The organism is Candidatus Sphingomonas phytovorans (genome assembly GCA_029202385.1).
GTDB lineage: Bacteria > Pseudomonadota > Alphaproteobacteria > Sphingomonadales > Sphingomonadaceae > Sphingomonas > Sphingomonas phytovorans.
Map to the genome: position 1 here is coordinate 507,778 of CP119314.1, position 24,793 is coordinate 532,570.

Here is a 24,793-nt window from a genome sequence, read left to right on the forward strand (position 1 = left end):
CGATGTTTTCGCAAGCTCGCACCGAGCTTGGCGCAGGCTTCGTGCGCATCCTCGGATATTTCCGGGAGGATGGCGTGAAATCGGTCGCCGCGATCGAAGCGGCGATGCGGGCGCTCAATGCCGCGGCGATGGTCATCCCGGCGCACACGCTGAAAGGGGAAGCCCGCCAGTTCGGTGCCGAGCCGCTTGGCGCGCTGGCCGAGAAGATCGAGACGATCGCCCGTGACTGCGTCGAGAATCGCGATACACCCGACGAGGCGCTTCAATCGGTTGTCGAACTCCGGCCGCTGTTCGAAAGCACTCTGGAAATGCTTGAGCGCGAATCGAACCCGCTGGTCGAGCGCCGGCCTGCTTTCGGTCGCCGCGCGCTCTGATCTGTCAGGGCATCGATACGGCTCATTGATGGCGCTTCGCCTGTTTTAGGTCCCCGCTCGCTGAACGGAAACGGCTGCCGCCGATTTCGTGCGCGGGTGCGTCAGGTCGGATCCGCATTCATGTCACGGGCGCGGTCATAGCAAAGGGAAGTGTTCGCGCGGAGGGCGCAAAGAACGCTGAGTTGGATGCTGAACTCGATAAGTCGCCTGTTGGGGACAGGCTGTCAGAGACTGGCTACGCCGTCCCTCTTAGTGGTAAAAATCTGACATTTGCTACCCGTCGACCGGGCGTCGGCTTGCGTCCAAGACCGGACGTTAACGCTCGATCGGATGTTCACGGAATCTGATCCGGTCGCCTTCGCAGATGAAACGCGAACGCTCCCCATTATGCCGAACGTCCCAAAGTGCCTGCTTTCGGCAATCAGCATTGTGGTTGATCCGCCAAGCAACAAGACGTTTCATCTCGCGGTCAGCAAAAATCAGTTCGTGAGCGCCATCAATGCTAAGCCCGAACTTCTCGCGCGTCCTCTTGACCAAGAGGGTGAAGTCGCGGTTTTCAAACTCCATGTCGCCTCCTGCTCGGCCGATATTGCCAGCGGCAGGGGATCAAACCCGCACCCGTCACCGGATCGCTGTAGCGATACGTCTACCAATTCCGTCACACTGGCACTCCTTGATATCACATTCGGCCTTCCTCGAGAACGGCAGCAATCCACCCAAACCCGGTCATTTAGCCATGGTCACGATGGGTTACCAAGTGTCAGATTTTGACCACTAGTTTCTCAGCCGTTCGATTGCCTGGGCGAGTGCGACGTAGAGCTTGCCCATGTCCGACGACAGCAATGTCACGCCGAGCGGCGACCCGTCGCGCTGCGCCAGGATCGCACGCAGCATCGCCTCGAAATCATGGATGTAGCGGTTGACCTGTTCGCGGAACGCCGCGTCTTCATCGTAGAGCCGCACGATCTCGCGCGCTTCGCCGGTGTCGAGCAGGCGTACCGCGCGGCGGGTGAACACGCCACGATCGCCCTTGAGATAGGCCGACCACGCGCTGTCCGATACCTCGGCGGAGAAGGATTTGGTGATGTCGATCGATGCCGAGTTGAGCGATTCGATCAGCAGGGAAACCCGACGGGCGAAGGTATCCTTGTCGGCATTCTCGCGCTCGGTGCGGGCCTCCGCGATCCGGCTTTCGACCGTGGAGGTCGAATCGGCGATGGCGAGCATCTGACGGGTCAGCCGCTCGGAGGTGCGCTGGGCTGCCTCCGCCGCTGCCTCGCCAGCCTCGACGATCGCCGCGATCTGGTGTTCCAGGGCAGTCGACGAAGCGCGACGCATCGCGTCAGCGCTGGCATTTTCCAGGGCCATGGCCGCTTCGGGAATCACCGTGGCAAGCGTCTCTCGCGCGCGGTCTGCCGCCGCGCTGGCGGTATCGCGGACACGCAGCAATGCCTCGACCAAGCGAGGCGCCGCTTCCTCGGCGAAGCGATGGGTACGCCCGATCGTCTCCTCCACCATGTCGCCTAGCGCATCGGCCTTGGTGCGGCCGCTGTTGAGCGTTTCGATCAGCTTGCTCGACAGCTTGTCGAGCGTGTCGCGCTGTCCGGCGATGACATGGGCGATCGCCTCGATCGCATCATGAGTGCTTTCCGCGGCAGTGACGAGCGCGAGCAGCTCGGGCTTTGCATCGCCCACCACGCGCCGGCTGTCGGCAATCCGGCCGTCGAGCCGGGCGAGCGCATCGGGCAGGGTCTCGTCGATCTCGCGTGCGGCTGCATCGAGCGCGATCAGCAGGTTCTCGGTGGTGCTGATCGCTGATGTCGCCATGGCATCGCCCGTCTTCAACGCCTCGGTCATCGCGTCAGCCGAACCGCCCAGCGCGCTGATCGAGGCGGCGAGGGTTTGGGTACGGTCGACGCCCTGGGCGTGAAGCGCATCGAGCTGCCGCGAGACACGGGTGAGGCCGGTATCGAGTTCGCCGATCACCATCTCGCTGGCGGAACGCTGTTCGCCGAGTCGCGCGCCGATCCGATCGATGATCTCCTCGATGGCGGCAATGCGCGCGGCGAGTGCCTCGGCACTGTCGCGGCTGATCCGGTCGAGGGCCGCCTGGTTGGTGCCCAGCATCGCCAGCATCGCCTCGCCCTGCGTGGCGATGCCCTTGCGGGCTTCGTCGACCGCGCCGGCGGTGCGTCCGAGCAGTCCGTCCACCGCGGCCGACATTTCGCCCGTGACCGTTTCGAGGCGCGCGCCGGCGGTTTCGCTGGTCGCTTCCATGCGCGTGATATGCGCGGCGAGTTTCTGGGCTGCGCCGCCCGCGACGGCATCAGCCTCGCGCCCGCGCTCGGCCAGGGCGACGAGCTGTGCGTCAAGCGCGCTGGCATATTTGCCCGCGGAAATCCCGGTCTGTTCGAGCAGCCTGGCCAGATCCTCGGTTTCGCCATGAGCCTTGGGCAAGGTGGCAAGCAGTACGCCAAGGCTGGTTTCAGTGGCGGCGGCGGCGGCGGCAAGCCGGTGCGCCCGGTCGTCGGCGAGGTTGACCTGTTCGGCGATGCCTGTCCCGACAGTGGCAAGCTTTGCGACGGTGCCATCCCCCATGGCCATCAGGCTGCTGGTCTGCTCCGCGAGCTTCGTGCGATTCGCGTCGATCGTTTGCGAGAGCGCGGCGACCGTGCGCTCCAGGCTTGCCGCTTCGGCGCGCATGGCACTGGCGGTACGGCCGAAGCGCTCGGCTTCCGCTGTGCTGGTGCGCAGCGCGAGCAGCATCAGGATACCGATCAGCGCTGGCGGAACGCACAGGGCCGCGATGAATCCGGCAAGTTCGATCGGCAGCGCGCGCTGGAGGCTTGGCCAGGCAAACCACAGCATGCCGGCGATCCAGCCGAGCGAAACCAGCACGGCCAGCGTGGGAACGATCCAGCGGCCGCGTTGCGGCTCCGGCTCGTCTTCGGCATCCTCGATGGCCTGGCGGAGCTCGAGTGGTTCGAGCGTCGCGGGCGCCGGCGCCGGCACGTTCTCGGCAGGCGCGGCGGGGCCTTGCCCTGGCCGAAGATCGATAATGCGCGAACCCCCGTTCATATCAGCTGTTTACCATGATTTCCGCCTTCGGGAAGCGAATAGCGAAACCTTCCTTTAAGCGCTTCCCTGTAGAAATACAGGCATGGCCTATGATCCTGGTGCAATCGATGCGACTCTGGCGGCAGCGGTGGGCGACGAGCCCCAGCTGATCGCGGAGCTGCGTGAAGCCTTTCTCGACGGCGTCCAGCGCGGTCTCGGCAACCTCGAGCGCGCGCGGAACGGCGATGAATGGCGCAGCGCTGCGGCACGCCTCAAGGGCCTTGCCGCGAGCTTCGGCGCGATCCGCCTCATGGCGATCGCATCCGAGGCCGCCGATGCCGAACCGCAGGACGTCAACCTGCTTCGCCGTCTGCGCCGGGCCGCCGAACGCCTCTGAATCGCCGCGGTTTTCCGACACCTTTGCCATTGCTGAATGTTCCGCCTAACAGCCCAGCATGTTGGCCGGGCTGATTTTCGCGACCGAGGATGCCGATGACCGGCCCGGTACGCTTGCCGCGACCCTGCCGTTCGGCGGGTTGACCCTGATCGAGTTCCAGGCGCGGCTGCTCGTCGCGGCGGGGGCATCGCAAATCGTCCTCGTCATTGCGCGCCTGACGCCGGAGCTGTTGGGGGCGATCAACCGGATCGGACGGCGCGGTGCGTCGGTCGATGCGGTCCGCACGGCGGCGGAAGCGATGGAGAAGCTGCATCCGCTGTCACGGGTCCTTGTCGTCGCCGATGGGGTGATGACGACCGGCGAGGTGGTGTCCTCGCTCGCGGCCGAAACCGGCGAGGCCCTGATGGTCACCGATGACCAGGGCAGCGGCAGTCCGTTCGAGCGGGTCGGCGCGCTGACCGCCTGGGCAGGGCTGGCCCTGCTCGATCCGAAGCGGATCGCCGAAGTGGCGGCGATGCCCAAGGATTATGATTTCCAGTCGACCCTGCTGCGTGTGGCGGCGCAGGCTGGCCCCGCGAACATCCGGCTGCCGGCTGGCGCTGCGGGCGGGGCGCACGGCATCGAGCGCGATTCGCGCCGCCTGGCGGAGCGGGGCAGGGCGATTCTTTCCGCTCTCGCACCGGTGCCGGTCCCCTGGGCGGATCGGTTCCTGCTGGCGCCGCTCGCCCGCCTCGCGCTGCCGCACCTGGTCGGGCGGAGCGTGCCCAGCATCGCGGTCACGGCGCTCGGTTTCGTTCTGGCGCTGGCCGGGTTCGCTGCGCTGCATTTCGCCTGGCCGCTGACCGGTCTTGCGTTGACCATCGTCGCGATGGTCGCGCTTGCGATCGGGGTGACCGCTTCGGCGCTGCGCGACGAGACGATCCAGCTACGGGTCCAGCAAGGTGCCATGCTGGGCATACCGGCGGTGTCCGCATTGATCCTGGGGGGCGATTCGTCCGCAGGTCTGGTCGCGGCCGGAAGCGCCATTGTCGCCGCGGGGCTTGTCGAGCGGGCCGGCAGCGCGCGAATCCGTCGCCGCTGGTGGGCGAGCCCGGTCGCCTATCCGATGCTGATGTTGCCCCTTGCCGCGGCGGGACAGCCGCTTGCTGCCCTGATTGGTGCGGGAATCTACGCCTTCACGACACTTGGCGGCGCCATTGAGGCGTTTCGCGAAAAGCCTTAGGCTCGTCTTAACGACAAATCCCGTAGCAGAGGCACATGTCGAGGGATGTTGGCGACATGGATGATGGCACTCAATGGGGTGCCGGCCGGCTGCTCGCTCGCGCGGCGGCCGCGGACCTGTGCGCTGATGAAAGGCTGGCGGTCGCCATCGACGATTTTTTCCTTCCCGCCGAATCGCGGCTTGACGAGCGATCGCGCTCGGCACTCGGCGGGACGCTTGCCGGCCTCGTGTCTGCCGTCGAAAGCGCCGTTCGACAGCACGCCGCGCGTCTGCTCGCTGCGCGCGGTGAACCGGCACTCGCCGACGCATTGGCGACGGGCGGGCCTCTCGTTCAGGAGCGGCTGGTCTCTGCCGGACAGTTGCGGGATGTCGAGCTGATGCGTGAACTGGTCGGCCGCGCGCGCCAGGATGTGCTTGCCGGCGCCCTGCCTGTTGCCGCACCGGAGGATCCCGATCGCGCCAGCCTGCTTGCCCGGCTGATCCAGAATCCCGACGGGGTGGTCGCCGGCGCGGCGATGGCGCTGCTTGCCGGCGAAAGCCGGCGGCACGGCGACCCGGAGGCGATGGCCACGCGTACCGATCTTCCCGCAGAACTTCATCACCGCCTGACCTGGTTGACGGCGGCGGCGCTCCGCGAGCATTTCGCCGACGGTGCGGGCGACAGCCTGCCGGTGCTTGACCGTGCGCTCATCGACGCGGCGCTCCGTAGCGTTTCATCCCATGACGAGGGGGATCGGCTCGAAGCGGTGGCGATGCGCCTTGCGGCGGCCCTTGATGCGCGCGCCGACGAACTGGCGCCGCTGCTGGTCGAAACCCTGGCTGATCGCCGTCTCTCCCTGTTCGTGGCGCTGATCGCCCATGCGCTTGGCCTCGACTATGCCGATGCGCGCGAGATCGTGCTCGATCCGGCGGCGGATCGCCTGTGGCTGGTGCTGCGCGCGCTCGAACTTGACCGCGAATCGATCGCGCGGATCGGGCTGGCGTTGAGCGAGGCCGATCCCCGGCGCGATCTCGACAGTTTTGCCGAGGGGCTCGACGGCATCGCGGCGACACCATCGGCAACGGCGCGTGCGGCGCTCATGCCGTTGCTGCTGCATCCCGATTATCGCGCCGCCCTGCTCGCGCTGGGGCGGAGGGCACGGCCATGAACGTGACCGATCCGATGTTGCCGCCCGTGCGCGGGCTGGTCGATCGCGCCGGCCGGCTGGTCGAGGCCGATCAGCGCCTGATGGATCTCAACCTGCGCGCCGGCGGTGGCATCGGCCAGCCGGTCGCGATTCCGCAGATCGCGACGCTGGCCCGGCTCGCGCAACGGCTCGGCATCCTCGTCTCGCGCGGCGTGGTCGCGGCGGATGGCGACGACGATGTCGAATTATGGGTCCGCGCCGAACCCGAAGCGCGGGGCGTTCACCTGATGATCACTGGCTGGCGTAGCCGCGCCGCCTGGTATCCGGAGGCGATGCAGGGCGAGCGCGAGGGTGATTTCCTGCGCAGCGCGGCCGACTGGTCGTGGGAAACGGATTCGGCGCTGCGCGTCACCTTCCTGTCGATCAGCGCCGGCACGAAGCACGGGTTCGATGCCGCGGCGATGCTCGGACAGCCGCTGACACGCCTGTTCGCGCTCGGCGAGGACCAGGAGGGTTCTTTCCCGATTCTGGGCGGGCTCGCAATGCATCAGCGGTTCGACGGGCAGAGCGCGACGCTTCGTGCGACAGGACGTCCGCTCCGCCTCTCAGCCACGCCGCGCACTGATGCCGGCGGCGCCTTTGCCGGTTTCATCGGTGCCGCGCACATGATCGACGACGTGACTGACGGGGCGCCGGTCGCCGCGCACCGGCCCGGGCCCGAGGCGGTTCCCGAGGACCTGACCGATGCCTTCGCGGCGCGGCTCGACCAGGCGTTGCGCAGCCCGCTCGGCCGCATCATCGCGAATGCCGACAGCATCAACGCGCAGTCGGAAGGGCCGCTGCGCCAGGACTATGCGGATTATGCCGCCGATATCGCGAGTGCCGGACGGCACCTGATGGGGCTTGTCGACGATCTCGTCGACCTCCAGGCGATCGAGCGCCCCGATTTCGTCGTGGCGAAGGAGCCGGTCGACCTCGCCGACGTCGCGCGACGTGCTGCCGGCCTGCTTGGTGTGCGGGCGTCGGAAGCGCAGGTCCGTATCGACAAGCCCGCGCCGCAGGACATGCTGCCCGCGACGGGCGAGTTCCGCCGTGCCCTCCAGGTGCTGGTGAACCTGATCGGCAATGCGGTGCGCTATTCGCCGCGTGAAGGCATGGTGTGGATCCGTACCGAGCGCGAGAACGGCGTCGCGGCGGTGATCGTGGCTGATCAGGGCAAGGGCATCGCGCCCGCCGACCAGGCGCGCATCTTCGAGAAATTCGAGCGAGTCGACCCGCGCGAGCCGGGTGGCTCGGGTCTTGGCCTCTACATCGCGCGCAGGCTCGCACGGGCAATGGGCGGCGACGTGACGGTCGACAGCGCGCCGGGGCAGGGCGCGCGGTTCGTCTTCACGCTGCCTTATCGGGACTGATCGTGGCGCCGGATTTCCCTGTTCCGGGCGCGGTAACAGGGAAATAACAGGGAATTTAATTTATTCTCGGCCGGCGTGCGCGGTTTTGATCGGAAATCCGTATGAAATTACAGCCACTTATAAGTGAATTCCCTGTTATCGGATAACAGGGAATTGCGTCCGGATAACAGGGAAAATTCCCGCCCGAACAGGGAAATTCATTGCTGCGACTGTGAGAAAGAGCGCGGCGCGGTGCTTGAGAGTTCCGTCCAGCGCCATCCTGCGGCGAATTCCATCTCAGTTGAATCGACGGGAACCATTGGGGAGAGCGAGGGCTGGCCTCGCTTCCGCAGAAGAAAAGAGCGAGGCTTGGACAGCCCCCGATCGAGTCCGGGGCGAACGGGAGGGGGCCACCCAATCGAACTGGCGCTACCGCCGCCCGATCCGGATCAGCACGATCCCGACCACCCCGAGCAGCCCGCCCCACAGCGCCCAGATGCGCTGGTCGATCATGAAGCTGGATGCCGGCCACTGGATGTAGCCGGTACCCTGGCCGATCCACAGCAGCCCCATCAACAGCACCAGGATGCCGAGAATGGTGACTGCCGCGCGCATCAGCGTTGGTCGACGGGGAGGTAATCGCGCTGCGTCGGCCCGGTATAGAGCTGGCGCGGGCGACCGATCTTCTGGGCCGGATCGGAGATCATCTCGTTCCACTGAGCGACCCAGCCCACCGTGCGGGCCAGGGCGAACAAGGCGGTGAACATCGTCGTCGGGAAGCCGATCGCCGACAGGATCACGCCCGAGTAGAAATCGACGTTCGGGAAGAGCTTCTTCTCGATGAAATAGGGATCGTTGAGCGCCATTTCCTCGAGGTGGAGCGCCACGTCGAACACGGGATCGTTGACGCCCAGCGCGCCGAGCACTTCGCGCACGGTCTGCTGCATCACCGTCGCGCGCGGATCGTAGTTCTTGTAGACGCGGTGGCCGAAGCCCATCAGGCGGAACGGATCGTTCTTGTCCTTGGCGCGCTCGATATAGTGCGGGATGCGATCGACGGTGCCGATCTCGCGCAGCATGTTGAGCGCCGCCTCGTTCGCGCCGCCATGCGCCGGGCCCCACAGGCACGCGATGCCCGCCGCGATGCAGGCAAAGGGGTTCGCGCCCGACGAGCCGGCGAGCCGGACGGTCGAGGTCGACGCGTTCTGCTCATGATCGGCATGGAGGATGAAGATGCGGTCGAGCGCCTTCTCCACGATCGGGTTGACGACATATTCCTCCGCCGGAACACCGAAGGTCATGCGCAGGAAATTGCCCGTGTAGGACAGGCGGTTGTCGGGGTAGAGGAAGGGCTGGCCGACCGAATATTTATACGCCATCGCCGCGATCGTCGGCATCTTCGCGATCAGCCGGTGGCTTGCGATCATGCGCTGGTGCGGATCGGTGATATCGGCCGAATCGTGATAGAAAGCGGACAATGCGCCGACCACGCCGCACATGACCGCCATCGGATGGGCGTCACGCCGGAAACCGCGATAGAAGGTCGCGAGCTGCTCGTGCAGCATGGTGTGGCGGGTGATCGTGTAGGTGAAGTGGTTCAGCTCGTCCTTGGACGGCAGCTCGCCGTTCAGCAGCAGGTACGACACTTCCATGAAGCTCGAACTCTCGGCGAGCTGGCCGATCGGGTAGCCGCGGTGAAGCAGCACACCCTCGTCACCGTCGATATAGGTGAGCGCTGATTCGCAACTCGCCGTCGAGGTGAAGCCGGGATCGTAGGTGAACATCCCGGTGTCGGCGTAGAGCTTGCGGATATCGACGACATCCGGGCCCGTACTGCCGGACATCACCGCATAGTCGTGTGCAGTGCCTGCCACGTCCAGCTTCGCGGTTTTGCTCATCGATATGTCCTTTCTCGAACTCTCAGGCAGCCATCCGGTCGGCGATGCGGCCAAGGCTTTCGTCGCGCCCGAGCAATTCGAGCACATCGAAAATCCCGGGAGAAGTCTTGCGCCCTGTCAGCGCCGCCCTCAACGGCTGCGCGACCTGACCAAGCTTCACCCCCGCATCGTCCGCAACCCGGCGGACCGCGTCTTCGAGAGCCTGTGCATCCCAGTTGCCAACCGCGTCAAGGGCGGCGTGCAGTCGTGTCAGCAGCGCAGGAGCGTCGCCCGAGAGGAGAGATGCTGCATCGCCGTCCATTTCCAGTGGGCGAGTGCGAAAAAGAAAGGCCGCGCCGGACGTAAGATCGTTGAGATTCGCCGCGCGGGGCTTCAACGATTCCATGCTGCGCTGAAGCAATTCGGCCTTCGATTCGCTGATTTCGAAACCGAGTCGCGGGATCACCAGTTCGGCCAGCCGGGCATTGTCGGCGCTGCGGATATAATGACCGTTCAGGTTCTCGAGCTTCTTGAGATCGAACCTGCTTGGTGATTTTCCGACATCGGCCAGATCGAACCACTCGGTCGCCTGCTCGCGGCTGATGATCTCGTCGTCGCCATGCCCCCAGCCGAGCCGGAGCAGATAGTTGCTCAGCGCCTCGGGCAGGATGCCGAGCTCGTCGCGGTAATATTCAACGCCGACCGCGCCGTGACGCTTCGACATCTTGCCGCCGTCGCTGCCGTGGATCATCGGGATATGCGCATAGACCGGCACTGGCCAGCCCATCGCCTTGATGATCGGCAACTGCCGGAACGCGTTGTTGAGATGGTCGTCCCCGCGGATGACGTGAGTCACCCCCATGTCGTGGTCGTCCACCACGACCGCGAGCATATAGGTCGGCGTGCCATCGGAACGGAGCAGGACGAGATCGTCGATCTCCTCGTTCTGGACGGTGACCGAACCCTGGACCTTGTCCTCGATCGTCGTCGCGCCTTCCTTTGGTGCCTTGAGCCGGACGACGAAGGGCGCGCCCTCGGGCGCCTCGGCCGGATCGCGATCGCGCCAGCGGCCATCATACCGCATCGGCTTGCCCGCGGCCTTCTGGCTCTCGCGCAGCGCGGTCAGCTCGTCGGGCGTGGCATAGCATTTATACGCATTGCCCTGGTCGAGCATCTGATAGGCGACTTCGGCATGGCGCTTCGCGCGCTCGAACTGGAACACGGCGTCGCCGTCCCAGTCGAGGCCGAGCCACTTCATCGAACTGATGATCGCGTCGATCGCCGGCTGGGTCGAGCGGGCGCGATCGGTATCCTCGATGCGCAGCAGGAACTTGCCGCCATGGTGGCGCGCGAACAGCCAGTTGAACAGCGCGGTGCGCGCGCCGCCAATGTGCAGATAGCCGGTGGGCGACGGCGCGAAGCGAGTCACCACTGCGGATGTGTCGGGCGTGCCGGTATCGGCCGCCGCGGTATCAGACCTTGCGCCCAAACGCGCTTGCTCCCAGACTTGAAAATCGATGGCCAGTACAGCCGCCGAGGCCCCTAGCACGCGACCCCGACGGCTTCAAATCGCGGCCGGAGAAAGACTGCGCGCCAGGAAGACGGCCCTTGAGCTGTGGCTCGAGACGGAGCGCGATCAGCTGTTCCTGTGGGTGCCGGTGTCGTTCGGCGCCGGCATTACCGCATGGTTCGTACTGCCCGATTCTGCCTGGTGGTGGACGTCTGTCCTGGCGCTCGCCGGCGTGGCGCTGTTCGCGATTGCCGTCGGGCGTGGCGGACGGGCGGGGCGCGTGGTGGCGGTGGCGGCGCTGCTCGCCGCCGCAGGACTGGCGCTGATCTGGTGGCAGGCCGAGAGTTCGGACGGGCGGACGCTGGCGCGACCGGTGATCGTGACCTTCGAGGCGCGCGTCGAGCGGATCGAGCCGCTGCCGTCGCGCGATCTGGTCAGGCTGAGGCTGGCGCCGGTCCGGGTCGTGTCCGTTCCTTCACGTCCTGGAAGGTCGCGGAGCAAACGGGATCTCCCAACACTGCCCGCGCATGTCCGTGTCAACCTGGCCGAGGCCGATGTGCCCAAGGGCCTTTCGCGCGGCGCGACGATTCGGCTCGGCGCTCGATTGATGCCGCCGCCACAGCCGGCGGTGCCCGGTGCCTATGATTATGCCCGTGTCGCCTGGTTCGACGGGATCGGCGGTACGGGGCGCGGGTTCGGGCCAGTCACCATCGTCAACCCAGGGACGTCGAGCGGGGCCGGGCTGCGCGAGAGGTTGTCGCGCCATATCCGGGAGAGTGCGCCGGGTGGGCCAGGGGCGATCGCGGCGGCGCTGGCGACCGGGGATCAGGGCGGCATTTCGGAGGAGGATGCCGAGGCGATGCGGCGGTCCGGGCTGGCGCATCTCCTTTCGGTCAGCGGGCTGCACATCACGGCGGTGGTCGGCGCGGTCATGCTACTGGTGCTTCGGCTGCTTGCGCTGAGCCCGTGGCTCGCGCTGAGCTTTCGCCTGCCGCTGATCGCTGCCGGGGCGGGCGCCGCCGCGGCCATCGGCTATACGCTGCTCACCGGTGCGGAGGTGCCGACGATCCGGTCATGCGTGGCTGCGCTGCTCGTACTGGTCGCGATGGCGATGGGACGGGAGGCGATCACCTTGCGGCTGGTGGCGGCCGGGGCCTTCATCGTGCTGCTGCTCTATCCGCAGTCGCTTGCCGGTCCGAGCTTCCAGCTCTCCTTCGCGGCGGTTGCGGCGATCGTCGCGTTGCATGAACATCCGCGGGTGAAGAGCTGGTTCGCGCCGCGCGAGCAGCCCTGGTGGCACAAGCTCGGCCGCACGCTGTTGTCGCTGTTGCTGACGGGCATCGTCGTCGAGCTTTCGTTGATCCCGATCGCGCTGTTCCATTTCCATAAGGCGGGGATCTATGGTGCGATCGCCAATATCGTGGCGATTCCGCTGACGACCTTCATCACCATGCCGATCGAGGCGCTGGCGCTGCTGTTCGACCTGGTCGGCCTCGGCGCTCCCTTGTGGTGGCTGACCGCGCGATCGCTCGATCTGCTGTTGTGGATCGCGCATGCGACCGCGAGCATCCCCGGATCGATCGCTGCGCTTCCGGCGATGCCGGGCGGAGCGTTCGGGCTGATGGCGGTCGGCGGGCTGTGGATCGCGTTGTGGCGGACGCGGTGGAGACGGCTTGGTGCCGTGCCGCTCACCATGGGCGCTGCATGGGCGCTGTCGACTCCGGCGCCCGACCTGCTTGTCACCGGGGACGGCAGGCATGTCGCCATCCGCACCGCGCGCGGCGGACTGGCGCTGCTGCGCGAGCGCGTCGGCGACTACACCTCGGACATGCTGTCGGAGAATAGCGGCGTGGACGGCGAGCCCCTGTTCCTTTCCGACCAGCCCGAGGCACGGTGCAGCCGCGACCTCTGCCTGGTCGAACAGAAGGCGGGCGAGCGGACCTGGCGGATCCTTGCGACGCGGAGCGCCTATCTCGTGCCGGCGGGCGAGCTTATCGCAGCGTGCCGCACCGCTGATATCGTGGTCAGCGAACGCTGGCTGCCTGACGCGTGCACGCCGCGCTGGCTGCGGCTCGACCGGGATATGCTGGCGAAGACCGGCGGCGTCGCCGTCACGCTCCGCACCGGCCAGGTCACCACCGTGCTTCAGCCGGGCGACCGCCATCCGTGGCGGGTGGCGGCGCCCGTACCGATCAGACGTAGCGGCGGAGAAGGCCGGCGAGCTTACCCTGGACGCGGACCTGATCGGGGGAATAACGCTGCGGATCATAGGCGCGGTTCGCTGGATCGAGGCGGATCATCGCGCCCTCCCGACGGAAATATTTGAGCGTCGCTTCGCTGTCTTCGATCAGCGCCACGACGATCTCGCCGTCGCGCGCGGTATCGGCCCGGCGGATCAGGGCGTAGTCGCCGTCGAGGATGCCGGCATCGACCATCGAGTCACCGGAGACCTCAAGCGCATAATGATCGCCGCCGCCGAGCAATGCCGCGGGCACCGCGAGCATCGACTGGCCCTCGAACGCCTCGATCGGCACGCCTGCCGCGATCCGGCCGTGCAGCGGGATCTCGATCACGTCGTTCGCGGGTTCGGGGATCTTCTTCACGTTGCTGGCCGGCGCAGCAGCGGCGGTTGCCGTCTTGCGGATCGTTTCCGGACGTTCCGGCATGCGCAGCACTTCGAGCGCGCGGGCGCGGTTGGGCAGGCGGCGGATGAACTTTCGTTCCTCAAGCGCACTGATCAAGCGGTGGACGCCCGATTTGGACTTGAGGTCGAGCGCCTCCTTCATTTCTTCGAACGAGGGCGAAACGCCGCTCGCCTCAAGGCGATCGTTGATGAAGCAGATCAGCTCATGCTGCTTGCGGGTAAGCATCCCAATTCCTCCGTCGGAACAGACTGGGAACGTTTATGCAATGTTCCGGTGCCGTGTCAAGCGAGTGGAAGGATTTCCACAGCTTCTCCCGCGCCGAGCGCCGGCGCATGGGGCGCGCGGACGATCAGGCAGTCGGCGCGGGCGAGCGTCAGGAGCATCGAACTGTCCTGAATGCCCGAGGCGAAGGCCCGGCCGTCGCGGATGGCGGCGCGCAGATAGTCCTGGCGGCGGTCGTTCGCGGGCAGGTCCTCGCCGAGGATCGCCGTCGCCGTGCGGGGGAACGGATCGAGCGCACCCGACATGGTCGCGATCAGCGGGCGCAGGAAGAGGAAGGCGGTGACGAAGGCCGAGACCGGGTTGCCCGGCAGGCCAAGCACGACCGCGCCATTCAGCCGCCCCGCCATCATCGGCTTGCCCGGGCGGAGCGCGATCCGCCAGAAGTCGACGCTGCCGCCCGCCGCTTCCAGCGCCGGCCTGACGAGATCGTGATCGCCGACCGAGGCGCCGCCGGTGGTGACGAGGATGTCGGCGTCCACCGCGGCGAAGGCTGCGATGGTCGTGTCGAGCCGGTCGGGCAGGATGCCGAGATCGATCACGTCCGCGGGCAGGTCAGCGAGCATCGCGGCGAGCATCGCGCCATTCGATTCCGGCAATGCGCCGACCCCAAGGGGGGCGCCCGGGACGACCAGCTCATCGCCGGTCGCGACGATCGCGACGCGTAGCCGGCGCGTGACGGGCAGGGCGCCGTGGCCGCCGGTCGCCGCCACCGCGATGCGCGCGGGCGTGAGGCGCTCGCCCTTGCCGATCAGCAGATCGCCTGTGGCGAAGTCGAGGCCCTTGCGGCGGACGTTGCCACCCTGGCCCCGAGGGCCTTCGCCCGAGAGCAGCACCTGCTCGCCTTCTCGTGCCGCTTCTTCCTGGATCAGCACGCTGTCAGCACCGCCGGGCATTGCCGCGCCGGTGAAGATGCGGACTGTCTCCCTCGTGCCGATGGCGCCGGCGAAAGGCCGGCCGGCCGCGCTCTCGCCGATCAGGATGAGCGGGCCGGGCAGGTCGGCGAAGCGGATCGCATAGCCGTCCATCGCCGAAAGATCGGTCGCTGGCTGGGTGCGCAATGCGAGAATGTCCCCGGCGACCCAGCGGCCGGCTGCTTCACGCAAGGGCATTGTTTCCGCCGCCATGGGAAGGGCAAGCGCGAACAGGCGGGTCTGGGCTTCAGCTACCGGGATCAGCGCGGTGTTCATGATGCCTTTCCTATCCACCCCATCGGCGCGGGTCGAGACAGGCTCGATCGGGCCAGAATATCAGTTACCGCTATCATCTTCCCACGGGCCGATCAGTGTCGTAGCAATCATGCGATAGCAGATCCGCCGCGATCAAGCCGGCGGAATGCTTCGCGCAACAATGGTTGCGGTCACGGGGGATGATGCATGACGGACTCACCGGCGCCTGACACCTATAATCGTACAGCCTTGTTCTGGATCTGCGTGCTGGCGCTGTTCACCGCCGCGGTCGCCTTTTCGATGCGGACGGCCGCCTCGGATGCGATCCGCCAGGCGGTGTTCGATCCGATCGACCCGGCCAATTCGGGCAAGATGATCGGCGGCGCGCTCGGTGCGGCGTTCAGCGGCTTCGCCTTCTCGCTACTGGTGCTGAGCCCGTTCCTCGACGTGATCGGGGCGAAGCGGGTGCTGTTGCTGGCGGCGTGCAGCTTCGTCGGCGGATCGGTGCTGATGGTGCTGGCGCCGACGCTGGGCAGCGGCGCAGGCGTCGGCACCTTCGTCATCCTGGGCATGGCGCTGACCGGCGTGGGCTGGGGGTGCACCGAGGCATCGATCAACCCGATGACCGCGGCGCTCTATCCCGCCGACAAGACCCACAGGCTCAACGTGCTTCATGCCTGGTGGCCGGCCGGGATCGTCGTCGGCGGGCTGGCGAGCATCGGCGTCGGGCAGCTCGGGCTCGACTGGCGCTGGGACATCGCCCTGATCGCGGTGCCCGGCATTGCCTTCGGGCTGTGGACGCTCACCCAGAAATTTCCGAAGACCGAGAGCGCGGCGCTGGGCGTCGGCTTTGGCGAGATGATCGCGGTGCCGTTCAGGCGCCCGACCTTCTGGATTTTCTGCGCGATCATGTTCCTGACCGCCTCGGCCGAGCTGGCGCCGGGATCGTGGGTGGACGTGGCGCTGACCCACACGGTGGGCATGAAGGGCATCCTGCTGCTCGTCTACGTCTCAGCGATCATGTTCGTGATGCGCCACTTCGCTGGCATGCTGTCGCATCGTTTCTCCGACATGGGGCTGTTGTGGCTCTGCACGGTGCCGGCCGCGCTCGGCCTGTACCTGCTCAGTATCGCCTCCTCGCCGGTCACTGCTCTCGTCGCGGCGACGGTGTGGGCGGTGGGCGTCGCGTTCATGTGGCCGACGATGATCGCGGCAGTGGCCTATCGTTATCCGCGCGGCGGGGCCTGGACGATCGGGCTGGTCGGCTTTGCCGGTGCGATGGCGATCCAGCTGGTGCTGCCGAAGCTCGGCGCGATCTACGACAAGGCCAAGCTGGAGCGGGCAGGGGGCGAAGCCGCCTTCGCCGCATTGCAGCCCGGGCCGGTGCTGAACGACGTGCTTGCCTATGCCGCGACACGCTCGTTCCAGGTCGTGGCGCTCATCCCCGTCGTGCTGTTCGTGATCTTCGGCGCGGTGCGGATCATCGAGCGGAAACGACGCCTTGGCGGGGAGGGCTGATCCGGCGTTACCCAAGCGCCAGGCGGGTGCTATGCTCCCGCCAGGCTTTGGTAATAAGAGGGAGCAATAAGCGGGTGAGAGCATGCGGTTCCTGAGCGGTCTTGGCCTTTGGGCATTGTCGTTGCTGGCGATCGCGCCGGTTCATGCCGAGACGACTGCCTTCACCGGCGCGCGGGTGATCGACGGCACCGGCCGGGCGCCGATCCCGAACGGCGTCGTGGTGGTGACCGACGGCAAGGTCACCGCGGTGGGCACCCGTGCGCGCACCCCGATTCCGGCAGGCACCACCCGGATCGACGTGACGGGCAAGACGATCATGCCCGGGATCGTCAACGCGCATGGCCATCTGTTCTTCGACGCGAAGTCGGCGATCCCGGCGCGCACCCAGCTTGCCGACCAGCTTGCGCTCTACGCCCGCTACGGCGTCACCACGGTCTACAGCCTTGGCGATGACGGGGTGGAGACGGTGAAGCTCCGCGACGAACTGCGCACCGCGCCGTTCGGCCCGGGCATGGCGCGGCTCTACGTCTCCGGCCCTGTGCTCACCGCCACGAGCCCGGATGAGGGCCGCGCCGCCGCGACGGCCAATGCCGCGCGGGGCGTCGACATCATCAAGATCAGGCTCGAGGGGCCGCCCGACGCCCCGATCCGCACCCCGGCCGTCTATGGTGCGATGATCGACCAGGCGCATATCGATAAACTGCGCGTCGCCGCGCACATGTTCACCGCGGACGAGACCAGGGGGCTGGTCGATGCCGGCGTCGATATCCTCGCCCACAGCATCCGCGACCGCGACGTGGACCCTGCGCTGATCGCCGAAATCAAGGCGAAGGGTGTCGGCTATATCCCGACATTGACGCGCGACCTGTCGGTGTTCGTCTATGAATCGACCCCCGATTTCGTGACCGATCCGTTCTTCACCCGGGAAGAGGCCCATCGCCTGCCGCTCGCCGCGTTGCTGGACCCGGAGGCGCAGGCCAGGGTGAAGGCGAGCGCCGCCGCCCAGGCGATCAAGCCGGCGCTCGACCAGGCCAGGCGCAACCTGAAACTGCTGTCGGATGCCGGTGTCGCGATCGCGATGGGCACCGATACCGGCGCGCCCACCGGCCGCTGGCAGGGCTATTTCGAGCATCTCGAAATGCAGATGATGGTCGAGGCCGGGCTGACCCCGATGAAAGTGCTGGTGGCCGCGACCGGTGGTGCGGCGAAGGTGATGCGGATCGACGACATGGTCGGCACCTTGCGGCCCGGGCGGCAGGCGGACCTGCTGGTGCTGGGCGCCAATCCGCTGGCCGATATCCGCAACACCCATAGTCTCGAACAGGTCTGGATCGCCGGCCGCAAGCTGGATTGAAACCGGGCTCCACGATGGGCCGGATTTCCGCTGTTATCGCGACAACGGCACGGTTGTTTTTTCTACCGCTGTTATGTTGGAATTTTAGTCGGATTTTATGAATTGTTCTCAAAGGGTTATGGTGCGTTGCCGCTGTTATTGATAACAGCGGAAAAAATGCCGGATGTAGCCGGACATTCGTTTCTGGAGTGTTTGACAAGACATTCTGGAGCACTTTTAAGTGCCCGCATCTTCCACACTGACTGCCAACAGAGTGTCTAGGAGCGCCGTTTTGCGGCTGCTCGCATCCTTCCTCACATAGCTGAACAGCCCTTGGCGATCCTCGATCTCCTCAACGGTAATCCAATCGCTCTCGAATGAAAGGCGCAGCCTGACCCGGTCAGCGCGCCCGACAGCCTCCACGGCCAAATCCAGCAACGTTGCCTGGTGAGACTGCTTCGTTGCTACACGCTGTTCACTGCCTCCATGGGAAGGCGGGTTGGCGACGCTGGGCACCTTCAGTTGGTCGAGATGCTTCCCAACATTCGTTCCCAAATTCCGTAACGCTTCCTCTTGGGACATTTCCTCTCTCCTGCTGCCCGGCGAAAGTCGTCGGCCGCTCATTGTCGGCGCAATTAGGCGGCCACGCAAACCAACGACAGCGTATTAGCGACGAATGGAGCAGCGCGACCTTTCGGTTCGAAGTCTGCGAATGGCTCTAAGGACCCCTTAAGAACCTCCTGAGGGGCGCCTTGGGCTCAAATCCCCAGCGCCGTCAGGGCCGTCTGCAACCCAGCGCGGAACTTGATCCAGCCCGCCGTGCTCAGATGAACCCCGTCAGCAAGATCGGGCGTAGGCGACGTGCCGATGATCCAGCCGGTCGGGTCGACATAATAGACGTTGGTATCGCCGGCCGCGCGGCACGCAGCGACGGCGGCCTGGATGCGGGCGTTGTATGCGCGGCGATCGGTATCCGAATAGGGACCGCCAGCAAGCGGCGCGCGGTAGTGCTCGTGCAGGCCAATGCAGACGATCTTGGCCGTGGCGTTGCCTGCTCGTTGGTTGACGATCTGCCCTGTGTAGTCGGCCTCCAACGTGGCGAGCGGGGTGCCGTAATAATAGTCGTTGACCCCGATCATGTTGAAGAGGCGGCTCGCGGCCTGGCTAAGGCCTGTGGTCACCAGCGCGGTGTTGTCCCGGCCCCAGGTCGATACCCGCTGTCCGCCAAGCCCTTTGCGGATGCAGGCGCGGCCGGCGGGGCTCGCGAGCAGGAAGGCGGCATGGGTTCGTGCGTCGGCTCCGATCGGCATCTCCACATTGCTGTCCCCGTACCATGCATCCAGTTCCTTCGCGGCGTGCGCCGACGGGCTCAGCGAGTCGACCAGGATAGCGTGAAGGTAGAAGAACCGGCCCGAGGTAATCGGCCTGATCTCATACTCGTGTGCGCCATTCAGGCCGGTCGCCAGCGTGATCATCGCGAACGTGCCAGGCCGGGTGCCTGTGAAATTGAAGGTCGCGATCGACACACCATCCTGGAGAAGTTCGTAGGAGCTGCCGTTGCTGGCGTCATACACCCAGGCACGAATGCTCGTCGTGGTCGCGGCGAACCGCCAGCCAAATCCGCACGCTGAGGGCAACGTCGTCACCCGCTTGTCGCCTGCACCATAATTGCCGGTGTACAGTTCCGGCGCGCCATCCTTGGCGATATAGGACGCATAGCCGTTGGTCGCGTCCATCACCCGATAATAGGAGGGGATATCGGACGGGCGGGCGATGGCCACCGCCTTGCCGCGTGCCCTCACGGCAATGTCACTATCGATGAAGTTGCCCTTGATCCGAACACGATGGGGAACCTCGGCAAGCCCGGTGAACAGCGACACATAGCTCCAGCCGGCCGGCGCGGTGACGGTGGTGGGCGCCCCGCCGTCGACCGTGATCGTGTAGCTGCCGGCGAAGAGCTGCGCCTCGGCCGAGGAACCGGTGATCATCGCTTCGATATAGCTGACGGCAACGCCAACCTGGGTAAATGAGATGACATTGTGCCCGCCGGACGCGCCGGGGCCGGTATAGTCGCCGAGCTTGGCGATGGCCGAACTCGCGAAAGCGAACGGCGCCGTCGCGATCAGCGCTTTTGCCTCGATCTCGCCCCCGGCCTTCACACTGGTGGCGGTGGCATCGATGGCGTTTTGCGCCCACAGGAACTGGACGTCGCCGGCATTGGCGCCGTTGTAGATCACGGCGTCATATTCGACGGTGCCGGAGCCTGCTGCACCGGTCACCACAACGTCGCTGACGTGGAAAGCAACATCGGTCGCGACCGCGCTATAGGCGGCGGCGCCGGGGGCGATGGCGCGCCGGTTGATCTGGACGGTCGCCCCCGCTGGGCCGGCGATCCTGAACTTGAACCCGCCTGTGGCCCCGGTCGAATAGTCGATACGGCCCCTCAATCGCTTGGCCTGATACGCGGCGAAAGGCACCGTCAGGTTCGGGTCGGCCGCCAGCGTCGTGTTGCTCGCGATCGTCGTTGTCGCTGCCTTCGACGTGGTCAGCGGGGCGGCCAGGACGATGTTCTCAGCCGCGTCGATCGTGTCGGCGATGGTTGTTAGGTCGGTGAGATAGGGGCTGATGCTCTCGACCGCCTGGCCCGCCGCCACCGCATCGTCCACGAGGGCCGCGATCTTCTGCGCGTACTGATACGCCGATAGCGCGCCTGGGTGATGATCGGGATCTGGCTCGCCGGCCGCGAGGGATGCCCAGTTCCTGGCGAGGTCGATCCCGGGCCGACCCAGGCCGTCCATGATGGCATGCAAGATGCCCGTGTTGTTCCACCCGCCTACGCCGCTCGCACCGCTCTTCAAATACAGGTCGTTGTTGACGTCGACGCCATCGGCATAGACCAGGGCAACGTCGCCGGCCGCATGGGCAAGGTCGGCGTCCAGAAGTGGTTTGGTCAGCTTCGTCACCGATAGCAGCGCGCCGATACCCACATTCCCCAGTGCCGCCTCGATCATCGGCCCAATCCCGCGCACCTCGGCTTTAGGTGGGTCGTAAAGGCCGCTCGAACTCAAGCCGTCCGTCGCGAAATCCCGATAGACCTGATCGAACTTCTCCTTGATCGCGCCCATTTCCCTGTCCCTTCTAGCTGATCGTCGCGGTCGCGGGACCGGTCACGGCGGACTGTCCGCCCGACCCGTCAAAAGCCCGGACCCAGTAATATTGCGCCCCGGAAGAAAGCCCGGTGTCGGTCACCGTCATGACCTGTCCGAGCCCGCCGGTGATGATCCCGCCCACCTGCGTCGCCGTCCCGAAATTGTTGTTCGCTGAGTGATAGAGCCGCGCAAAGGCGAGTGACGCGCCGGTCGGCATGCGGAAGCGCACGTCCGCCTTGCCGACCCCACCGGTCGCGGTCAGCTCGGTTGGAGGGCCGAGGACGGGGGCGTCGGCCACGGGCGTGATCGTGCCGGTGGCATAGGCGCTCGGCCGCCCGCTGATCGTCAGCGCCCGCACCCGAACGGTGTACGCGACACCGCTGCTCACCGCGCCGCTGCGGGCGGTGCGCGCGTCATTGTCCACGGCCATCGGCACCCAGTCGCCGCCAGCGCTCGGCCGGTACGTCGCTTCCCAGTTCAGATCGGGCCGGCCGGGATCGGCCCAGCTCGCGCCGATCGAGACGCCCGTGGCGCCGTCCAGGGCGATCTGCACCGTCGCCAGCGCAAGGCCGGTCGGTGCGGCCAGCGGCGGCGGCGGCGGTGCTGCGCCTGGCACCGAGGGCGGCGTGCCCTCCTCGGTTGCCGCATCGAACTGCCAGTCCGCCGGCTTTACCTCGTCCAGCGTGGCTTCAATCGTCATCTCGGCGAGGTTGAGCTTCAGGCCCGCCACGGCGAAGTAACCGGCGACGCCCAGCGCGGCCGATTCAAGCCGGCAGAACCGTTGGCCGATCAGGTTGAGGCCGTATAGGTTGAGCAGCGCGGTGATGTGCCAGCGGTCGCCAAGCCGCGCGAGCATCAGCTTGCCGACGCGCACCGCCTGGTTGTGATGCGGTGCATAGTAGAGGTCGACCGCTTGCGGGTCGGTGTTGGGGTCGTCGGCCGCGTCCGGATCGGCGACGATCGCGCTTTCCTGCTCGCGATAGCCGATAGCGGCCTCGGTATAGAGCATCTTCAGGGCGTTCACGCGCTGCTGGGCGGTTGGGCCGAGCGTGGCTGTCTGCCCGAGGATATGGTTGTCGGTAAGCACGACGGTCGGTTCTACGAAACGGCCGAGCATCAGGTTGAACCGGCCCTCGGCGTCCTGCCAGCTAAAGGCGTCGCAGGCCTTCATCAGATCGGCCATCACGTGGCGGCGTTCGGTGTTGGCCAGCGCATAGCTCGCCCAGAGCCGCCAGCGGGCGATCACCTCTCCGGTCACCGTCGTCACGCTTTGGTCGGCGATCTCGGCTTCCCCGGCGATGTTCGTCCAGTTCACATTGTCGAAGCCGCCGCCATAGCCGTCCGGGTGGGCGAAATAATCGGCGATCACCAGCGCCGCGTTGTCGCTCCATGGCCAGGTCGACTTGTCGTTAAGGCGCTGCGGCCCGGTGCCGTTGACGATGAAACCCGCACCGTCGTCATGGATCACCGCCGTTGAATCGCGGCGCGGGTCATAGAGCCGCGCGCCCTTCCGCACCTGGCTGTAGATGGGCATCTGCCCGTTGAAGACCTCGTTGAAATATTCCTGCTTCACCGGATCGCAGATGATCGCGGCGTGGGCGCACCCGCGCTGCCGATGGGCCGATGTCCATTGCGGAAACCTGGCGGTCAATTCGCTGATCGCAGTCTGGCTGTCCGAACCCTCGCGTGTGTAGATATGGACGGCATTGTGAAAGCTCGGCTCGGTCACCGTTCCGCCCGCGACGGTCACCGGCTTGTCGTTGATCCGGTGCTCAAGGATGCCGCTCTCTTCGCCCGTACCCAGCGTCACGACGATGCCGAGGCGGCCGGCCGAGCTTTCGAGGAAGCTTCGCTGGCCGCCGGAATGGACGATGCCATAGCGGCGGAAACGCGATCCGACCGCCTCGTTGATGTTCTGCTGGCCATCGCTCGGCTTCGCGCCGCCCCGCCCGAAAATGGCGTTGAGCAGCACGCTGGCGCCGACCTGAATGCCGACGCTGATGACGAAGGCCGCGATCGACGCGATCAGCTTGCTCACGCCCAGCTTGATGAGGAAGCCCGCTATCGCCTGGGGCATGTGACCCTCCATGCCTTGGTCGGCTCGCCCGGCTCGATCACCACGGCATGGTCGCCGCGCGCTGCCCACAGGGTCGCGCCTGAACTCGCGCGGCTCAGGCAGAGGCACGCGGTCAGGCCCGAGCCGGGAAGGTCGACCAGCGCGACATCGCCGCGCTCGGGCGTTTCGGTTACCGCGCAACCGATCTGCGCCATTGCCCAGGAACAATAGCCGGCGAACCCGCCGTGCCGTTCGAGCATCAGGCCGGCGCCGACCTTGCCCTGAAAGCTTGGCGCCGGCCGGACCTGCCGGCCGCGAAGGCGCTCGGCATAGCCAAGAACCGCCAGGCCGCAATTGTCGCGCGTCCAGTCGAACGGCGTACTCGCCCAGCGGCGCAGCTCGGCGGCGACGGCATCGACCGGCACAGCGGGCGCGGTCACCAGTCCGGCCATGTCACCACCTTGTTGACCAGTGTGGCGACGAACTCGAACCCCCGGTCGCCGTGGAAGCGGTGGTCCTGGTCGCGGTCGGTGTACATGGCGTATTGGGGCCGGGACCGGAGGGAGAACAGGCTCTCCGCCGATAGCGCGATAGAGCGCTCGCCATTCTGGTCGAAGGTGAAGGTCGGCGTCAGCAGCCGCCCACCCCAGAGCGCAAACGGCCGGTCGAGCGGCCGCTGGTTGTCAGGGTCGGCCTCGTCCGGTTCGCCGAAGAACTGGATGTAGATCACCGCGCGCCGCCCGAGCACTTCGCTTTTGAACTCGTCCCGCGCAAGCCGCATGATCTCGTTATCAACCCCGGACAGGGTAAAGGTCGCCTCGGGCGCTTCCCCGTTCACCGCCTGCTCGACACCGCTCACGCTGCCCAGCTGCCCGATCGCCTGCCACTTCTGGCCGTCCTTCGTCGTCAGCCGCCCATTGCCGGTCCACAGGCGCACAGGCTTGCTGGTGAAGTCGAACCGGACGAGGTTGGCGCATTCCACCTTCGCGCCGGCCAGCGCGGCGGCAATCGTCTCAGGAAAGAGGCTCATCGAACCTCTCCACCAGATCGAGCGTCGCCGCCCCGTAGCGCCCGCGCTGGAGCGTTAGCTGGCCGTTGTCGTCATCAACGAGGCCGGCAATCATCGTCGGCCGCAGCTTCAGCGGTGCATCGACGTAATCGATCCTGAGGCTCGGCGAGAAGCGGATCGTGGCGACGGTCCCGTTCCACCACACTCCGGTCGCGATATAGGGATGGTCGCCAAGCCCGAAATAGAGCCCGCCCTGGAGAAGCTGGCCGTAATTGCCGAAGTCGGCCGTGATCGTCCGGTCGCCCTGGGTGCCGGTCACCGTCACGCCCGCCAGATCGTCGACCAGATAGAGCGCGCCATCGGAAAAAGGCGCCCCGTCCGAATGCGGAGAACCGCCCGCGCCCAGCGCAGCATCGCTCGCGGCGAACCACAGGTCGAACAGCGGCACGCGCACCGTGTTGGCCCGGCCTTCGAACAGGGCGAGCGCCGCGCGATAGGCAAGCACCTCGTTGCCGTACAGGTCGCTGAATTCCAGCGTCAGGCCGAACGGCGGCCGGATCGCCGGCACCGCCTGGGTGAACTCCGACTGGCTGGTGTTAAGGCCAACCGTCTTGCGCGGCGGGCGCACTTGCACATCGGTCGGCACCAGGCTGGCCGGCCATTCGAAACGGCTCATGTTC

The 24,793-nt window shown here is 66.4% G+C and carries 20 protein-coding genes and 2 pseudogenes; 8 read left to right on the top strand and 14 right to left on the bottom strand.

Going from position 1 to position 24,793, the window contains the following annotated elements; translation table 11 throughout:
- The first annotated feature begins 2 nt into the window (after positions 1 to 2).
- Positions 3 to 374 carry an Hpt domain-containing protein gene (locus P0Y59_02445; GenBank protein ID WEK02477.1) on the top strand — a complete coding sequence of 124 codons (372 nt, stop codon included), beginning with the start codon at positions 3 to 5 and terminating at the stop codon, positions 372 to 374.
- A 315-nt stretch (positions 375 to 689) separates the two neighbouring features.
- Here the strand turns inward: P0Y59_02445 and P0Y59_02450 are convergent, their stop codons facing one another.
- The 3 genes and pseudogenes from P0Y59_02450 to P0Y59_02460 all read right to left on the bottom strand — a co-directional run bounded on the left by P0Y59_02450 (position 690) and on the right by P0Y59_02460 (position 3,452).
- Positions 690 to 941 (bottom strand): hypothetical protein, encoded by a 252-nt coding sequence (locus P0Y59_02450; GenBank protein ID WEK00573.1) that lies wholly within the window; start codon positions 939 to 941, stop codon positions 690 to 692.
- 23 nt (positions 942 to 964) lie between these two features.
- Positions 965 to 1,042: pseudogene (locus tag P0Y59_02455) on the bottom strand.
- 106 nt (positions 1,043 to 1,148) lie between these two features.
- Positions 1,149 to 3,452 (bottom strand): hypothetical protein, encoded by a 2,304-nt coding sequence (locus P0Y59_02460; protein ID WEK00574.1) that lies wholly within the window; start codon positions 3,450 to 3,452, stop codon positions 1,149 to 1,151.
- A gap of 82 nt (positions 3,453 to 3,534) precedes the next feature.
- On the opposite strand from P0Y59_02460, the gene P0Y59_02465 reads away from it, so the two are divergent.
- Genes P0Y59_02465 through P0Y59_02480 form a run of 4 tightly spaced genes read left to right on the top strand, consistent with a single transcriptional unit; the run spans position 3,535 to position 7,589 of the window.
- Entirely contained in the window at positions 3,535 to 3,828 is a 294-nt protein-coding gene (locus tag P0Y59_02465; GenBank protein WEK00575.1) for an Hpt domain-containing protein, read from the top strand.
- Positions 3,829 to 3,886: 58 nt separating this feature from the next.
- Positions 3,887 to 5,050, top strand: a complete 1,164-nt coding sequence (locus tag P0Y59_02470; protein ID WEK00576.1) for a hypothetical protein — start codon at positions 3,887 to 3,889, stop codon at positions 5,048 to 5,050.
- A 56-nt stretch (positions 5,051 to 5,106) separates the two neighbouring features.
- Positions 5,107 to 6,198, top strand: a complete 1,092-nt coding sequence (locus P0Y59_02475; GenBank protein WEK00577.1) for a DUF2336 domain-containing protein — start codon at positions 5,107 to 5,109, stop codon at positions 6,196 to 6,198.
- Positions 6,195 to 7,589, top strand: a complete 1,395-nt coding sequence (locus P0Y59_02480) for a PAS domain-containing sensor histidine kinase (GenBank protein WEK00578.1) — start codon at positions 6,195 to 6,197, stop codon at positions 7,587 to 7,589. The genes P0Y59_02475 and P0Y59_02480 overlap by 4 nt, the downstream gene beginning before the upstream one ends.
- Before the next feature lie 408 nt (positions 7,590 to 7,997).
- Here P0Y59_02480 and P0Y59_02485 read toward each other — a convergent pair whose 3' ends face one another.
- From P0Y59_02485 to gltX, 3 genes are read right to left on the bottom strand one after another with little or no spacing between them, the layout of a single operon-like run.
- Positions 7,998 to 8,183, bottom strand: coding sequence for a hypothetical protein (locus P0Y59_02485; protein ID WEK00579.1), 186 nt, complete (start codon positions 8,181 to 8,183; stop codon positions 7,998 to 8,000).
- Entirely contained in the window at positions 8,183 to 9,466 is a 1,284-nt protein-coding gene (locus tag P0Y59_02490) for a type II citrate synthase (protein WEK00580.1), read from the bottom strand. The genes P0Y59_02485 and P0Y59_02490 overlap by 1 nt, the downstream gene beginning before the upstream one ends.
- 22 nt (positions 9,467 to 9,488) lie before the next feature.
- The gene (gene gltX / locus P0Y59_02495) at positions 9,489 to 10,934 is read right to left on the bottom strand and encodes a glutamate--tRNA ligase (GenBank protein WEK00581.1); all 1,446 of its coding nucleotides are present in this window, start codon (positions 10,932 to 10,934) and stop codon (positions 9,489 to 9,491) included.
- Positions 10,935 to 10,962: 28 nt separating this feature from the next.
- Between gltX and P0Y59_02500 the strand changes: the two are divergent.
- Positions 10,963 to 13,140: pseudogene (locus P0Y59_02500) on the top strand (ComEC/Rec2 family competence protein).
- Between the two features lie 7 nt (positions 13,141 to 13,147).
- Here P0Y59_02500 and lexA read toward each other — a convergent pair.
- Both lexA and P0Y59_02510 read right to left on the bottom strand, forming a co-directional pair.
- On the bottom strand, positions 13,148 to 13,825 hold the full coding sequence (gene lexA, locus P0Y59_02505) for a transcriptional repressor LexA (GenBank protein ID WEK00582.1): 678 nt from the start codon (positions 13,823 to 13,825) through the stop codon (positions 13,148 to 13,150).
- A 56-nt stretch (positions 13,826 to 13,881) separates the two neighbouring features.
- Positions 13,882 to 15,069, bottom strand: coding sequence for a molybdopterin molybdotransferase MoeA (locus P0Y59_02510; protein ID WEK00583.1), 1,188 nt, complete (start codon positions 15,067 to 15,069; stop codon positions 13,882 to 13,884).
- 186 nt (positions 15,070 to 15,255) lie between these two features.
- Between P0Y59_02510 and P0Y59_02515 the strand changes: the two genes are divergently transcribed.
- Positions 15,256 to 16,566 carry an MFS transporter gene (locus P0Y59_02515; GenBank protein ID WEK00584.1) on the top strand — a complete coding sequence of 437 codons (1,311 nt, stop codon included), beginning with the start codon at positions 15,256 to 15,258 and terminating at the stop codon, positions 16,564 to 16,566.
- 82 nt (positions 16,567 to 16,648) lie between these two features.
- The gene (locus P0Y59_02520; GenBank protein WEK00585.1) at positions 16,649 to 17,920 is read left to right on the top strand and encodes an amidohydrolase family protein; all 1,272 of its coding nucleotides are present in this window, start codon (positions 16,649 to 16,651) and stop codon (positions 17,918 to 17,920) included.
- Between the two features lie 216 nt (positions 17,921 to 18,136).
- Here the strand turns inward: P0Y59_02520 and P0Y59_02525 are convergent, their stop codons facing one another.
- The 6 genes from P0Y59_02525 to P0Y59_02550 form a co-directional block, all read right to left on the bottom strand.
- On the bottom strand, positions 18,137 to 18,481 hold the full coding sequence (locus tag P0Y59_02525; GenBank protein ID WEK00586.1) for a hypothetical protein: 345 nt from the start codon (positions 18,479 to 18,481) through the stop codon (positions 18,137 to 18,139).
- Positions 18,482 to 18,657: 176 nt separating this feature from the next.
- Positions 18,658 to 21,024, bottom strand: a complete 2,367-nt coding sequence (locus P0Y59_02530) for a GDSL-type esterase/lipase family protein (GenBank protein WEK00587.1) — start codon at positions 21,022 to 21,024, stop codon at positions 18,658 to 18,660.
- 13 nt (positions 21,025 to 21,037) lie between these two features.
- Entirely contained in the window at positions 21,038 to 23,125 is a 2,088-nt protein-coding gene (locus P0Y59_02535; GenBank protein ID WEK00588.1) for a hypothetical protein, read from the bottom strand.
- Positions 23,110 to 23,556, bottom strand: a complete 447-nt coding sequence (locus tag P0Y59_02540) for a hypothetical protein (protein ID WEK00589.1) — start codon at positions 23,554 to 23,556, stop codon at positions 23,110 to 23,112. The genes P0Y59_02535 and P0Y59_02540 overlap by 16 nt, the downstream gene beginning before the upstream one ends.
- Positions 23,541 to 24,134, bottom strand: coding sequence for a hypothetical protein (locus tag P0Y59_02545; protein WEK00590.1), 594 nt, complete (start codon positions 24,132 to 24,134; stop codon positions 23,541 to 23,543). The genes P0Y59_02540 and P0Y59_02545 overlap by 16 nt, the downstream gene beginning before the upstream one ends.
- Entirely contained in the window at positions 24,118 to 24,789 is a 672-nt protein-coding gene (locus P0Y59_02550; GenBank protein ID WEK00591.1) for a hypothetical protein, read from the bottom strand. The genes P0Y59_02545 and P0Y59_02550 overlap by 17 nt, the downstream gene beginning before the upstream one ends.
- Positions 24,790 to 24,793 lie beyond the last annotated feature (4 nt).

Excerpts from the sequence above, each read along its gene's own strand:
- P0Y59_02525 (WEK00586.1), bottom strand. The coding sequence starts at position 18,481 with ATGTCCCAAGAGGAAGCGTTACGGAATTTGGGAACGAATGTTGGGAAG.
- P0Y59_02515 (WEK00584.1), top strand. The coding sequence starts at position 15,256 with ATGACGGACTCACCGGCGCCTGACACCTATAATCGTACAGCCTTGTTC.
- P0Y59_02490 (WEK00580.1), bottom strand. The coding sequence starts at position 9,466 with ATGAGCAAAACCGCGAAGCTGGACGTGGCAGGCACTGCACACGACTAT.
- P0Y59_02465 (WEK00575.1), top strand. The coding sequence starts at position 3,535 with ATGGCCTATGATCCTGGTGCAATCGATGCGACTCTGGCGGCAGCGGTG.
- P0Y59_02450 (WEK00573.1), bottom strand. The coding sequence starts at position 941 with ATGGAGTTTGAAAACCGCGACTTCACCCTCTTGGTCAAGAGGACGCGC.
- P0Y59_02545 (WEK00590.1), bottom strand. The coding sequence starts at position 24,134 with ATGAGCCTCTTTCCTGAGACGATTGCCGCCGCGCTGGCCGGCGCGAAG.
- P0Y59_02475 (WEK00577.1), top strand. The coding sequence starts at position 5,107 with ATGGATGATGGCACTCAATGGGGTGCCGGCCGGCTGCTCGCTCGCGCG.
- P0Y59_02550 (WEK00591.1), bottom strand. The coding sequence starts at position 24,789 with ATGAGCCGTTTCGAATGGCCGGCCAGCCTGGTGCCGACCGATGTGCAA.
- P0Y59_02535 (WEK00588.1), bottom strand. The coding sequence starts at position 23,125 with ATGCCCCAGGCGATAGCGGGCTTCCTCATCAAGCTGGGCGTGAGCAAG.
- P0Y59_02460 (WEK00574.1), bottom strand. The coding sequence starts at position 3,452 with ATGAACGGGGGTTCGCGCATTATCGATCTTCGGCCAGGGCAAGGCCCC.
- P0Y59_02480 (WEK00578.1), top strand. The coding sequence starts at position 6,195 with ATGAACGTGACCGATCCGATGTTGCCGCCCGTGCGCGGGCTGGTCGAT.
- P0Y59_02485 (WEK00579.1), bottom strand. The coding sequence starts at position 8,183 with ATGCGCGCGGCAGTCACCATTCTCGGCATCCTGGTGCTGTTGATGGGG.
- P0Y59_02520 (WEK00585.1), top strand. The coding sequence starts at position 16,649 with ATGCGGTTCCTGAGCGGTCTTGGCCTTTGGGCATTGTCGTTGCTGGCG.
- lexA (WEK00582.1), bottom strand. The coding sequence starts at position 13,825 with ATGCTTACCCGCAAGCAGCATGAGCTGATCTGCTTCATCAACGATCGC.
- P0Y59_02510 (WEK00583.1), bottom strand. The coding sequence starts at position 15,069 with ATGAACACCGCGCTGATCCCGGTAGCTGAAGCCCAGACCCGCCTGTTC.
- P0Y59_02445 (WEK02477.1), top strand. The coding sequence starts at position 3 with ATGTTTTCGCAAGCTCGCACCGAGCTTGGCGCAGGCTTCGTGCGCATC.
- P0Y59_02530 (WEK00587.1), bottom strand. The coding sequence starts at position 21,024 with ATGGGCGCGATCAAGGAGAAGTTCGATCAGGTCTATCGGGATTTCGCG.
- P0Y59_02540 (WEK00589.1), bottom strand. The coding sequence starts at position 23,556 with ATGGCCGGACTGGTGACCGCGCCCGCTGTGCCGGTCGATGCCGTCGCC.
- P0Y59_02470 (WEK00576.1), top strand. The coding sequence starts at position 3,887 with ATGTTGGCCGGGCTGATTTTCGCGACCGAGGATGCCGATGACCGGCCC.